Raw genomic sequence first — 13,519 nt, 5'->3', positions numbered from 1 at the left:
GATTTCCCATCAATAATTCCGTTGGATAAATATGGTGAGGATACCGAGCCATCTGCAATGCCATTTGATGTAATAGATAAAAGCGATTATACAACCACCGGCAGTTTCGCCACGGTTCTCCCTCAGCTTAAAAAATTGCATGACGACCGTATGGCAGCCAGCCAGAGCTATAAATATTTGCTTGAAGATATTGAAGAATCAAAGAAACAGGCAGATGAAAAAAGCGTGACCCTTAATGAGCAAAAACTTAAACAGGAGCGCGATGCAGAAGAGGCCAAGGCATTTGAGCGCGGCAACCTGCGCAGGGTAGCTTTAGGTTTACCTCCTTTGAAAAAAGGCCAGACCAGACCAAAGAAAGAAGACCTTGATTTCTTGCAAAAGGAAGCTGGGCAGATCTTAACAGATTACCTTACACTGGATAACAAAATTACCAGTCTGAAATAAGTCATTTAGTTCTTAGAAGGAAGCCCGTTCATGAATTTGGACGGGCTTCTTTGTGTTTTAGAAATTAATAGTCAAATAAATAACTGCCATCTAAGGAACAATTAAAAACATTATACTAAATTTGCCTAACTAATAATTAGTATGACAACTAAAAAATTTGACAGCTATTCTTACCTGCTCGATCGTACGGCCCGCCGGGTAAAAGGATACGCCCAGCAAAGGTTTGCATCGGGTAATTTTGATATTACTATTGATCAATGGCTGATACTGAAAAGCCTTGATGACGACCGTTACCTTAAGCAAAAGGAGCTGGCAGAACTTACCGGGAAGGATAACCCAACGTTAACTCGCATTATTGATCTGCTTTGTAAAAAGGGATTAACTGAGCGGGTAATGCACAAGGACGACCGCCGCAGCTTTACTGTTCACTTAACCCAGGCGGGTAAAGCCAAATCGTTGGAGCTATCGCCCAAAATAAGCGAGATCCGCATGAAGGCCTGGGAGAATCTAACCGAACAGGATTACGAACAACTAAAGATGATCTTGAATAAAATTTACCAAAATTTAGAATCTTAATAAAATGATAACCACAGATATAGCAATTATAGGCGCCGGACCTACCGGCATGTTTGCCGTTTTTGAAGCCGGTTTATTAAAAATGCACTGCCATTTAATTGATTCGCTGCCGCAAACAGGCGGGCAACTATCAGAAATATACCCTCAGAAACCCATTTATGATATCCCGGGCTACCCGGCTATTAACGCGCAGGAACTGGTTGATAAACTGGAGGAGCAAATAGCGCCTTTCCACCCCGGTTATACACTTGGCGAAAGGGTAGAAACTTTGCAGAAACAGGACGACGGTACCTGGCTTATTGGCACCAACGAGGGTACAGAAATAAGTTGCAAGGCGGTAGTGATATCAGGTGGACTTGGTTGCTTTGAACCACGCAAACCCGAGGTTGACCGCCTGGCCGAATTTGAAGGCAAGGGTGTAATGTATGCCGTACGCAACCCCGAAGCATTCAGGGATAGGAACATTGTAATAGCCGGTGGCGGCGATTCTGCTTTAGACTGGACTATCTTTTTGGCCAATGTGGCTAAGAAAGTAACGCTGGTACACCGCGGCGATACCTTTAGAGGCGCGCCCGATGCTGCCGAAAAGGTAGCGGAACTGGCAAAGATCGGTGCTATCGACCTGGTGCTTAAATCGCGCGTTGTTGCGTTGGATGGCACCGGGCATTTAGAACAGGTAAGCATTATCGGTCCAGATAATCAAACACGCCACCTGCCTGCAGATAACTTTATACCGTTGTTTGGCCTTAGCCCTAAGCTTGGGCCAATTGAAAACTGGGGACTAAATATTGATAAATCGGCAATTGAGGTGAACACAATGGATTACAGCACAAATGTTGACGGCATATATGCTATTGGCGATATCAATACTTACCCCGGTAAGTTAAAGCTGATATTGTGTGGTTTTCATGAGGCGGCGTTAATGGCCCAAAGCGCGTTTAAATATGTTTATCCGAATCAGCGATTGACCTTTAAATACACAACCGTATACGGCATAACTGAATTGGTATGATCACATTTACAGTTGAAGACAGGGATGGCACACAAGTGCCCATTGAAATACCCGAAGGTATTAACCTGAACCTGATGGAGGTGCTAAAGGCAAGCGAGTATAATATTTTAGCTACCTGCGGCGGTATGGCGCTTTGTGCCACATGCCGGGTACAGGTAATTAGCGGGGCAGATCAGCTCCCGCCGCCGGGCGATGCAGAACTCGATATATTAGATACCCTGCCCTTTGTTGACGAAAGCAGTCGCCTGTCGTGCCAGCTACGGGTTAACGAAAACCTGGAAGGCTGCCTGTTTAGGATCCCGCAGGAGGATTAACCGTAGAGACGCGATACTTCGCGCCTTTTTTGTTTGTAGCGCGATAGTTTGACTTTGGGTTAGAAAAGTTATTTAAGCTGATCTATTTTTTCGATAAGTCCATTTTCTAAGTCTTTACTATAGCCTTCAAAGGTAGCGGCTACAGTACCGGTTTTATCTATAATATAGAAAGTTGGATATGCTGAAATCTGAAAACTTTTGCTTACCCTATTTCCATTTATTAATATTGGATAATTGATATTGTTTTTTTTAGCAAAAGCAATTATCGATTGTTTAGTATCAGAAGTATTAACTGTAATGACTTTTACATTGCTGTATTTGTATTTTTCGTGTAGTCGTTTCAAGGCAGGAATCGATAGCATACAAGCAGCGCAGGCATTAAATGAAAAATCAATTAATGCAACAGATCCGTTTAACTGTGTATTGGATATCACTTTTCCTTGCAAATTTTTTAGTTCCCAGTTTGGTGCCTTATTCCCAATTGCTAGTAATACGGTCTTTTTTTCAGGAGTAAAGTCGGCCGGGATTGTAAATGACTTTATATCAGGAAAGCCTTTAGCGTTGATACGATAATCAGCATAGCTACTTTCGTTGATCATTACTGCTACGTTATCACCAGTTATATTCCCTTTACCAAATGCCCCTTCTAAATATTGCTTTGTATAAATGGGTAAATACGTGGCCTTATTTAAGCATAAATCATATATTTCTTTAGCAGAAACGGAGTCAGTCATCGTTATTTTTATATGAAAACAGGCTACCCGATCAATGGTCGTATCCGGCAAATGCTTAATTTTTTCGGGCGATATGATTAACTTTTTCTGCATAAAGCGCCCCCAATAATAAGGGGTAGGATAGCCAATCTCTTCGGCCTCATCTTTAATTTGGTAGGTTTTATTCTTGAGATCTAATTCCATTCTTACAGAGCCATTATCCACCAATTGATAGCCTCTGAGGTCATGAATATTATATTGCTCTAAGCTTTTGCCCAGTGGGGCATGGCTCACAGATGATTTAAGAGTAATTGAGCTCCAATCGCCACTAAAAGGGTTTTTTTGACGTTGTATCTGCGAATAGCTAAGGTTTTTATATTGGTTTATTTCGTCAACGGCTTTCTTTAAAATATCAATCTGTGCAATTGTTTGGCTACTAATCAACAGACAAAGGAGTGCAAGGCAAAGGTTTTTTTTAATCATGATATTTAAGGTAGATACATTAACGTATATTAAGAAGGTAAATTACTATATCATAATAATTTAAACCTCTGGGGGCTGTTCACTTTTAGGGAAACCAATTCCGTCCCCATCGGTTATTAAAACACTATGGCCAAACCATTGCTGGAGTTTACTGATAAAGGCATCTACTGCGCGCAGGGGAAATTTTACATCGACCCCTGGAAACCTGTGGATGATGCCGTAATTACCCATGCCCATGCCGATCATGCCTATTGGGGACATATAAATTACCTGGCCCATCATCTTTCAAAAGAAGTACTGTTTTATCGCCTCGGCGAAATAAACCTGCGCACTGTTGAGTACGGCGAAACCGTGACAAAGAATGGCGTACATATCTCTATGTATCCTGCCGGGCATGTTATAGGTTCGGCGCAGATACGGGTAGAATATAAGGGTGTGGTTTGGGTGGTATCCGGCGATTATAAAACGGATGATGATGGGATATCCACCCCATTTGAACCGGTAAAATGCCATCATTTTATTTCAGAATGTACCTTTGGGATGCCGGTATATTCCTGGAAACCACAGGCCGAAATTTTTACCGATGTAAACAACTGGTGGCATACAAATGTAGATAATGGGGTTGCCACAGTTATAGTTGGCTATTCGTTAGGTAAAGCCCAGCGTATCCTGCAAAACCTCGATTTAAGTATCGGCAAAGTGTACACCCATGGCGTTATCGAGAATACAAACGAGGCGCTACGCCGTAATGGCGTTATCTTAAATCCAACCGAACGCATAACCCCCGAATCATCAAAAGAAGAAGTACGCAAAGGTATTATCCTTGCCCCGCCATCATCGGTAGGTACCCCATGGATGCGAAAGTTTGGTCCGTATAGTTTTGGTTATTGTAGCGGTTGGATGGCCCTGCGTGGCGCCAAACGCCGCCGTGCTGCCGACAGAGGTTTCATCATGTCGGATCATGCTGACTGGAACGGTTTGGTAAGCGCAATTGACGCCACCGGTTGCGAATGCGTTTACTTAACCCACGGCTATACCGCTTCATTTACTCGCTATTTAAATGAGATAGGCTTTAACGCCCGTGAAGTGCACACCCTTTATGGTGGCGAGGAAGAAGATGCAGTTGTCACAGAGAACGAGGAAAAGCAGGAAACGTCAGAACTTCCAAAACAAGAAAAAGTCCTCTCCTTTGGAGAGGATTTAGGTGAGGCTAAAAAGGAGGACGCGCAATGAAAGCCTTTGCCCAGCTCTTCCTCTCTTTAGATGAAACCAACAAAACCAACGAAAAGGTTAAGGTGCTAAAGGACTACTTTACCAACGTGCCCGATACCGATAAAATGCACATGCTGGCATTGTTTACCGGCAGGCGGCCAAAGCGGCAGATCAACTCCACGCTGATCCGTAACTGGGCCATTGAAGCATCAAATATACCCGCCTGGCTTTTCGAGGAAAGCTACCATGTGGTAGGCGACCTGGCCGAAACCATGTCCTTGTTGATACCCGAAAGCCCCGGCAGCAGCAGTAAAACTTTAACCGAGTGGATAGCCGAGATAAATAACCTTGCCGATAAATCCGAAGAAGAGAAAAAGCTTTGGCTGATAGAATCATGGGCCATGCTGGACAGGCAGGAACGGTTTGTATTTAACAAACTGTTAACCGGTAGCTTCCGCGTTGGTGTGTCTCAAAATTTGGTGATAAAAGCGCTGGCAGATATTACAGGTATCGATGCCCCCGCGCTTACTCACCGCATAATGGGTAGCTGGATGCCCGAAGATTATACCTACGACCAATTGGTACAGGAGCAAAACGCAGCCGATAACATATCCAGGCCTTATCCTTTCTTTTTGGCTTACCCCATACAGGAAACTTCCGAAAAACGTAAATCTGCAGAAGATGTAGGCAACGCTTTGGGTGATGCCGATGAGTGGCAGGCCGAATGGAAATGGGACGGTATCCGCGCCCAAATGATAAAACGTGGCGGCGAGATTTTTATCTGGAGCCGCGGCGAGGATCTGGCGACTGAAAAATTTCCCGAGCTGCACCCGTTCCTGAATGCCCTGCCGGATGGTACCGTGCTTGATGGCGAGATCCTGAGTTTTCAGAATGGTTTACCTATGCCCTTCAACGTATTGCAAACCCGTATAGGGCGCAAAAATTTAAATAAGAAGGTATTGGCTGATAGCCCGGTAGCTACCATAGTTTACGATTGTTTGGAATATGCTGGCGAGGATATCCGGTATAAAACACAATCTGAGCGGCGTGTGATACTGGAAAAGCTACAACAGGAAACAGCATATCCGGAGGTTTTCAATATCTCATCGCTCATCAAATTCAATAGTTGGGAAGAGCTGGAAAGCATCAGGGAGCAATCGCGCGCTATGATAGCCGAAGGGATTATGCTGAAACGCAAAAGCGCCACCTACCAGGTTGGCCGCCGCCGGGGCGACTGGTGGAAATGGAAGATAGACCCGCTATCGGTTGACGCGGTGATGATATATGCCCAAAAAGGCCACGGCCGTCGCGCCGATTTGTATACCGACTATACATTTGCCGTTTGGGATGGCGATAAGCTTGTCCCCTTTGCCAAAGCGTACTCCGGCCTTACGGATGCCGAGATCAATAAGGTAGACTATTTTGTTAAACGGAACACCTTAGAAAAATTTGGTCCGGTGCGTACCGTGAAACCCGAGTTGGTTTTTGAAATAGGGTTTGAAGGGATAAATAAATCAACCCGCCATAAATCGGGGATCGCACTGCGTTTCCCGCGCATACTCAGATGGCGGCATGATAAACCGAAAGAGGAAGCAGATACGCTGGAAAGTTTAATGGCTTTGTTAGGGGAGTGATAAACAAATTGCAGCCCGACGATCGGCATGTTGGTCAACTGAACAAAATGTTAACTCCGCGCGTATTTCTTTTTATACTCCATCGGCGATAGCCCGGTAATGCGTTTAAAGATTGTACGAAAGGCTTTCAAATCGGTATAGCCGGTGTCTTCCATAATAAGGGGCAGGTACTTGTGGTTCATCTCAATGGCCTTCTTGGCCGATTCAATCCTCACCCGCTGCAGGTATTCAAAAGGGGTATTATTGGTAGCCGCTTTAAACCGGCGGATAAAATTGCGCTGTCCCATATTAATCAGGCTGGATACATCCTCCATGGCTATCTCATTCTTATAGTTTTGTTCAATGTATTCCTGGGCTTTTAATATCTCTTTATCATCGTGCCGGTGCTGGCCCATAAAAACAGCAAAGTGCGCCTGACTGGTTCGATCCATTTCAATGGCATACATTTTACTGATCCATAGCGCGGTTTCCCGGCCGCAAAATTTTTCAATCAGGTACAAAACGAGTTTTAATGATGAGAATGCCCCGCCGCTGGTATAAATGCCATCCTGATCGGTTATTACCAGGTCCGATTTCATTTTGATACGGGGGTAGCGTTTTTGGATATCATCTGCCGCGGCCCAGTGCGATGTTACTTCCTTGCCATCCAATAACCCGGCTTCGGCTAAAAAATAACTGCCTACACAAAGGCTGGCAATTTCGCTGCCGCTTGTATGCATTTCCTCCAACCAGTTAATAGCGGCCATGTTTTGCACAATTACAGGCTCCATATTGCCCACGCTAAACGAGGGAACGATGATCAGATCAGGGTGGCCGGCATGCTGAAAGGTTTTATGACCTATCTGCTGGTTTGGAAAAGCAAGATGCAGGGTATCTAATGACTGGCTTACCATTTCAAGGCAAAAAGCCATTGGCTGCCCCGCGCGTTCCATATACTTATTAGCCCCGGTAAGCAAATCGACAACACCGGTAATTGACGACGGTACAACCTCATTAAAAATTAGCAGCGCTACGGTTTTCATGCAGGTAAGATTTTAGTTATGCGGCAATTTATTGATTTTATCTGTCATAATCGCACCCGCAAGTTGTCATTTATACAAGTTTTAAAGGGAGTGAATTGTTCGGAGATTTGTTATCAACAACAAACAAGATTATTAACCCCCATTTAAACATGGGATTATAAAACTTAAAACTAATGACAAAGCAAATTTGGGGTAATTTACCCGTTAACGATGTTAAGCAAACCATTGAATTTTACACCAAACTGGATTTTAAAGTAGGAGAAAACCATTTTAATGGAGATCATATAGCCAGTATTACCGTGGGCGACAGCAATTTTGTGATCTGCTTTTTTCCTAAAGCACCTTTTAAAGTGGCTTTAAACGGCGAAGTTGCCGATACCGCGCAAGGTAACGAAGTAATGTTCAGCCTTTCGGCCGAAACCAAAGCTGAAGTTGATGAATGGGCCGTTAAAGTAAAAAATATAGGCGGCACGGTATTTTCCGAACCGCAAGCCTTCCATGGCATGTACGGCTGCGGTTTTGCCGATGTAGACGGGCATAAGTTTAACGTGCTGTTTATGGGCTAAGTAATTAGCTTAAAAGTTTGTCGTGCTGAGCGATCAGCATGATGAACTTTTAAGCTCCTGCCCCCCACAGGAAAATAACGCACGGGAATAGCGTTACATATCAATCAACAAACTCTCGCCAAATTTTTGTGATACGGTAGTGCGTTCGTTGCCGTCAATGCTAATCACCAGCGAGCTGTCAAATGATATTTTTTCTATCAGCTGTATTTTTGTGCCGATATTGATATCCAATTTAATAAGATATTGCAGGAAAGCGCTTGTTGTGTCTTTTACCGCGGCTACGCGGCATTGGCTGCCCGGCTTTAAATCGGCCAGGGTGGTTGAATAGCGTTTAGCCATTTTACCATTGGCCTTTGGTATCGGGTCGCCGTGCGGGTCGTACTCCGGGAAGCCCAGAAATTTATCAAGCCTGTCGGCCAGTGTGGCATCTTTAATATGCTCCAGCTCCTCGGCAATATCATGTATCTCGTCCCAATGATAGCCCAATTTCTCTAACAGGAATACTTCCCAAAGGCGATGGCGGCGCACAATTAACGTAGCATCTTTTTGACCCTGGGCGGTCAGTTCCACACCTTTCTTTTTATCGTAAACTATTAGCTGTTTATCAGTAAGCTTGCGGATCATATCCACCACCGATGCCGGGTTATTGCCCAACGATTCTGCAATGGCTGTAGGGGTTATCTTTTGCCCCTTATCCTGCCCAAGGCGGTAAATACATTTCAGGTAATTTTCTTCAGATAGCGTATGCATAGTAATTTATTGGGTTATACAAACATAAACAAAAATGCATAGTTATAAATAAAATTAGTCTTGCCTAATTTTATTTAATTGATTAATAGAATTTATTTAATACGTTTGTACAAAATAAAAGTTCATGCACCGCCTCCTAACATTCATATTAACAATACTTACACTTGCTTCATCGGCACAAAATGGTTCCCTTAGGGGTACCGTAACGGTAAACAGCGCGCCGCTGGCGTATGCAACAGTTATGCTCAGCGGAACAAAATATGGCACTACCGCAAATGATAAGGGATTTTATGAGATAAAAAATATAGCGCCCGGCGAGTATACAGTTGTATTTACCAGTATTGGTTATTTCCCGGAAAGGGTAAAAGTAGCCTTATCCCCCGGTGATACGGTAACCCGGCATGCCGAACTAAAAGAAGGGAGCTCGAGGCTGAACGAGGTGGTAGTTACCGGCGTATCGCGCGCTACCGAGCTGCGCAGTAACCCCGTACCAATCGCGGTGATGACAAAAAGTGAGATCGACCAAAACGTTAACAATAATATCATAGATGCTATTATAAAAGGCATCCCTGGTATTACGGCGGTTACTACCGGACCAAATATTTCTAAACCATTTATTCGTGGTTTGGGCTATAACCGGGTTTTAACCTTGTACGATGGCATACGCCAGGAGGGGCAGCAATGGGGCGATGAGCACGGTATAGAGATAGACCAGTATGGTATTGCCCGCGCAGAAGTAATAAAAGGCCCAGCCAGTTTAACCTATGGGTCGGATGCCTTGGCGGGGGTTATTAACCTGATACCCTACATCCCTAATGGGGAAGATGGTAAACTCAACGGCGATATTATTACCGATTACCATACCAATAACGGGTTGATAGGTTCATCGATTGGGTTATCGTACAAAAAGGATGATTGGAAATACGCTTTTCGCGCAACGGGTAAAGCGGCGCATAACTACCGTAATAAAGTTGATGGATACGTTTATAACTCTGCTTTCCGGGAATACATCCTTTCGGGGATGGCACGGGTAGATAAAAAATGGGGTTTTTCGCAATTTGCGGCAACTACTTACAACAATAAGCAGGAAATACCGGATGGCAGCAGGGATTCGCTTACCCGGCGCTTTACCGTGCAGGTTGCCGAAGCAGGGGATGATGATATCAGGAACCGGCCATTTGCCGACGAAAACAGGCTCAATTCTTACGGACTTACACCATTGCATCAGCATATACAGCATTACCGTGTATACAATAAAACCGAGGTAAAACTGGGCGAGGGTGTATTTGCATCAGCATTGGGCTGGCAGCAAAGCGTTAGGCGGGAATATAATCACCCCACACAACCGCAGCAGGCCGGACTGTATGTTACACTAAATACCCTGAATTACGATTTTAGGTACAGCCCGAAAGTGTTTAGCGGCTGGGAAACTTCATTTGGGGTAAATGGGATTGCCCAAACCAACCGCAGCAAGCAGGCTACAGATTTCCCGATCCCTGATTATAATTTATTTGATATCGGCGGGTTCGTCTTTGTAAAGAAAACCATCGGCAAAACAGATATCTCGGGCGGCATACGGTACGATACCCGCAAAATCAGCTGGAATGATTTTTACGTGGGGCCGAATGCTGCAAATGGTTTCGAGCAACGGGTTTCGGCAACTGATCCTGGCGGGCGACTGCAGTTCCCAAACTTTAAACATACTTATCATGGTATCTCGGGCAGTTTAGGGTTTACCTACAATGTTAGCGAGCGGGTACTTTTAAAAGCCAACATTGCCCGTGGTTACCGCGCGCCAAATATTACCGAGATTGGCAGTAACGGCCTCGACCCCGGCGCGCACATTGTTTATCTGGGCAACCGCACTTTTGAACCGGAGTTTAGCTTACAGGAAGATCTTGGTTTTATAGCCTACCTGAAAGATGTAGATTTTATGGCCGAGCTTTTTAATAACCAGATAGACAATTACATTTACCAATCGCGGCTGGATGATGCTAATGGCAACCCGGTCATCATTGTTCCCGGTAATACCACTTACCAGTATCAGCAATCGAAAGCACGCCTATATGGTGCAGAGATTACCTTTAACCTGCACCCGCATAATGCCAAGTGGATAGAGTGGAATAATAGTGCCGCCTACGTGGTGGGCATTAATCAGAATAAAGCGCTTATTGCACAAAGTAATGGTGCGGCCAAATACCTGCCGTTTATTCCGCCGCTGCATATCCGGTCGGAGGTTAAACTGAAACTGCAAGGTATTTACGGGATCTTCTCTAAAGTATATTTACGTGTCGAGGCTGATGCTTACGCCGAGCAAAACCGTTATTATGCCTTAAATGATACCGAAACTCCTACACCGGGTTACACGCTTATCAATGCTGGGATAGGCAGCACATTAAAAGCCAAATCCGGCAAAACAATTTGCGAGTTGTTTTTACAGGCCGATAATTTATTTGATGTGGCTTATCAATCAAACCTTAACCGCTTAAAATATTTTGAGTACTACAACGGATCGCCCAACGGCCGCCTGGGCATTTACAATATCGGCAGAAATTTGAGTGGTAAAGTGATTATACCGTTTTAAGCCAATTATTAAAACCTGTCATTTCGAACGAGGTACGAGGACAAATCTTGTTCATTGTGCAATATGTGTGATGTGTCTTCACACCCTCGCACTACCACTCCCGCTCATCGAAATGACATACGGGATAAAGTTGAAAAATACCCGTTTGATTTTTGCTTAAAGAGTGCCAACTTCGCATTCCCGATCTATCGGGCAAATATATAATGGAATACAATATTAAAATAGCCCAGGAGCTTTCTGTAGGTAGCAAACAGGTAAGCGCTACAATTGCCTTACTTGACGAAGGTGCAACCGTTCCCTTTATATCCCGTTACCGTAAAGAAGTTACCGGCAGCCTCGACGAGGTACAGGTAGCCGCCATCCGCGATCGTGTACAACAACTGCGCGACCTGGATAAACGCCGCGAGGCCATCCTGAAATCGCTAACCGATATGGGTAAGTTAACGCCAGAATTGGAGCAGCAAATAAATGCCGCCGAAACAATGGTGATGCTGGAAGATATTTATCTGCCCTATCGCCCAAAACGCAAAACCCGTGCTACCGCTGCCCGCGAAAAAGGCCTGCAGCCGTTGGCCGATAGCTTGCTTGCTCAAAAAAATATTGACCCCGAGCTGGAAGCCGGGAAATATATCGATGATGAAAAAGGTGTAGCAAGCGCCGAAGAGGCTTTGGCCGGCGCGCGCGACATTATTGCCGAACATATCAGCGAGCATGCCGAAACAAGAGCGAAAATGCGTCAATTATTTACGGAAAAAGGCGTTTTTGAGTCGAAAGTAGCGCCAGGCAAAGAGCAGGACGGTATAAAATACAAAGATTATTTCGACTGGACAGAACCGGTTAAGTCGGCACCATCTCACCGCATACTGGCCATGCGCCGCGGCGAAAAAGAAGAAATCCTTTACCTTTATATAAAGCCGACAGAAGAAGACGCGATAGCCCTTTTGGAGCGCGAGTTTATCACTTCCCGTAATGCGGCAGCAACGCAGGTTGGTTTGGCTATCGGCGATGGTTACAAACGCCTGCTAAAGCCATCAATGGAAACCGAAATACGCTTGCTTACCAAAAAGAAAGCCGACGAAGAAGCGATACGTGTATTTGCCGAGAACGCCCGCCAGCTTTTGTTGGGTGCGCCGCTTGGACAGAAACGGATTATGGCTATTGACCCGGGTTTCCGTACCGGTTGTAAACTGGTTTGTTTGGATGAACAAGGGCAATTGTTGGAAAATACCGCCATCTATCCGCATACCGGTGCAGGCCAGGCAAAAGAGGCCGAGAAAACGGTTCAGCATTTATTTGAGCGATATAATATTGAAGCCATTGCCATTGGTAACGGTACCGCAGGCCGCGAAACGGAACTATTTGTACGTAACCTGAACCTGCTGGGCGCAACCATCGTTATGGTGAACGAAAGTGGGGCCTCTATCTACTCCGCATCTGACGTTGCACGTGAGGAATTCCCGGATAAAGATATTACGGTTAGAGGTGCTGTATCAATTGGTCGCCGTTTGATGGACCCGCTGGCGGAGCTGGTGAAGATCGACCCTAAATCCATCGGTGTAGGCCAGTACCAACACGATGTTGATCAGAATAAATTACAAACATCTTTAGATGATACCGTTATGAGTTGCGTTAACGCGGTTGGTGTGGAACTGAATACGGCATCAAAGCAAATCCTGGCCTATGTATCGGGTCTTGGTCCGCAATTGGCTCAAAATATAGTAGAATACCGCAACCAGAACGGCGCCTTTAAACGCCGTGACCAATTGAAAAAAGTAGCCCGTTTGGGCGATAAGGCTTACGAGCAGGCAGCAGGTTTCTTACGCATCCGCGGAGCAGAAAACCCACTGGATACCAGCGCTGTTCACCCCGAGCGTTATACTTTGGTGGAGCAAATGGCTAAAGATCTGAAATGCAGTGTACAGGATCTGATCCGTGATAATAACCTGCGTAAATCAATCCCGCTGCAAAAATATATTTCGGATACTGTTGGTTTACCTACCCTGAACGACATTATTGCCGAGCTGGCTAAACCTGGCCGCGACCCACGCGAACAGTTTGAGGCGTTCAGCTTTACCGAGGGTGTTAATGCCATTGGCGATCTTAAAGTGGGTATGAAACTACCGGGTATTGTAACCAATATTACCAACTTTGGCGCTTTTGTAGATATCGGCGTACACCAGGATGGTTTGGTGCATTTAAGCCAGATAAC

Annotated in this window: 12 protein-coding genes; 9 read left to right on the top strand and 3 right to left on the bottom strand. The window is 45.0% G+C overall.

The window, feature by feature from the left end:
- The 4 genes from JWQ85_RS00320 to JWQ85_RS00305 form a co-directional block, all read left to right on the top strand.
- A partial coding sequence (locus JWQ85_RS00320) for a carboxy terminal-processing peptidase (RefSeq protein WP_299462187.1) occupies nt 1–444 on the top strand: 444 nt, incomplete at its 5' end.
- Between the two features lie 141 nt (nt 445–585).
- The gene (locus tag JWQ85_RS00315) at nt 586–1,020 is read left to right on the top strand and encodes a MarR family transcriptional regulator (protein ID WP_299462184.1); all 435 of its coding nucleotides are present in this window, start codon (nt 586–588) and stop codon (nt 1,018–1,020) included.
- 4 nt (nt 1,021–1,024) lie between these two features.
- Nucleotides 1,025–2,032, top strand: coding sequence for an NAD(P)/FAD-dependent oxidoreductase (locus tag JWQ85_RS00310; protein WP_299462181.1), 1,008 nt, complete (start codon nt 1,025–1,027; stop codon nt 2,030–2,032).
- A complete protein-coding gene (locus JWQ85_RS00305; protein ID WP_299462178.1) occupies nt 2,029–2,346 on the top strand; it encodes a 2Fe-2S iron-sulfur cluster-binding protein in 318 nt (105 codons plus the stop codon). Before JWQ85_RS00310 ends, JWQ85_RS00305 begins: the two co-directional genes overlap by 4 nt.
- A gap of 68 nt (nt 2,347–2,414) precedes the next feature.
- Here the strand turns inward: JWQ85_RS00305 and JWQ85_RS00300 are convergent, their stop codons facing one another.
- Nucleotides 2,415–3,542, bottom strand: coding sequence for a TlpA disulfide reductase family protein (locus JWQ85_RS00300; RefSeq protein WP_299462175.1), 1,128 nt, complete (start codon nt 3,540–3,542; stop codon nt 2,415–2,417).
- Between the two features lie 126 nt (nt 3,543–3,668).
- On the opposite strand from JWQ85_RS00300, the gene JWQ85_RS00295 reads away from it, so the two are divergent.
- Nucleotides 3,669–4,775 carry a ligase-associated DNA damage response exonuclease gene (locus JWQ85_RS00295; RefSeq protein ID WP_299462173.1) on the top strand — a complete coding sequence of 369 codons (1,107 nt, stop codon included), beginning with the start codon at nt 3,669–3,671 and terminating at the stop codon, nt 4,773–4,775.
- On the top strand, nt 4,772–6,388 hold the full coding sequence (locus JWQ85_RS00290) for an ATP-dependent DNA ligase (protein WP_299462171.1): 1,617 nt from the start codon (nt 4,772–4,774) through the stop codon (nt 6,386–6,388). The genes JWQ85_RS00295 and JWQ85_RS00290 overlap by 4 nt, the downstream gene beginning before the upstream one ends.
- 50 nt (nt 6,389–6,438) lie before the next feature.
- Here the strand turns inward: JWQ85_RS00290 and JWQ85_RS00285 are convergent, their stop codons facing one another.
- A complete protein-coding gene (locus JWQ85_RS00285) occupies nt 6,439–7,410 on the bottom strand; it encodes a GlxA family transcriptional regulator (protein WP_299462168.1) in 972 nt (323 codons plus the stop codon).
- A 173-nt stretch (nt 7,411–7,583) separates the two neighbouring features.
- Between JWQ85_RS00285 and JWQ85_RS00280 the strand changes: the two genes are divergently transcribed.
- Complete coding sequence (locus JWQ85_RS00280; RefSeq protein ID WP_299462165.1) at nt 7,584–7,976, top strand: VOC family protein; 393 nt, start codon at nt 7,584–7,586, stop codon at nt 7,974–7,976.
- A 93-nt stretch (nt 7,977–8,069) separates the two neighbouring features.
- On the opposite strand, the gene JWQ85_RS00275 is transcribed toward JWQ85_RS00280, so the two are convergent.
- Nucleotides 8,070–8,726 (bottom strand): metal-dependent transcriptional regulator, encoded by a 657-nt coding sequence (locus JWQ85_RS00275; RefSeq protein WP_299462162.1) that lies wholly within the window; start codon nt 8,724–8,726, stop codon nt 8,070–8,072.
- Nucleotides 8,727–8,850: 124 nt separating this feature from the next.
- On the opposite strand from JWQ85_RS00275, the gene JWQ85_RS00270 reads away from it, so the two are divergent.
- Nucleotides 8,851–11,310, top strand: coding sequence for a TonB-dependent receptor (locus JWQ85_RS00270; RefSeq protein ID WP_299462159.1), 2,460 nt, complete (start codon nt 8,851–8,853; stop codon nt 11,308–11,310).
- 203 nt (nt 11,311–11,513) lie between these two features.
- A partial coding sequence (locus JWQ85_RS00265; protein WP_299462157.1) for a Tex family protein occupies nt 11,514–13,519 on the top strand: 2,006 nt, incomplete at its 3' end.

Source organism: Mucilaginibacter sp., from assembly GCF_028288105.1.
In the GTDB taxonomy this organism is placed as follows: Bacteria; Bacteroidota; Bacteroidia; order Sphingobacteriales; family Sphingobacteriaceae; genus Mucilaginibacter.
This window is presented reverse-complemented; position numbering and strand designations above follow the sequence as displayed.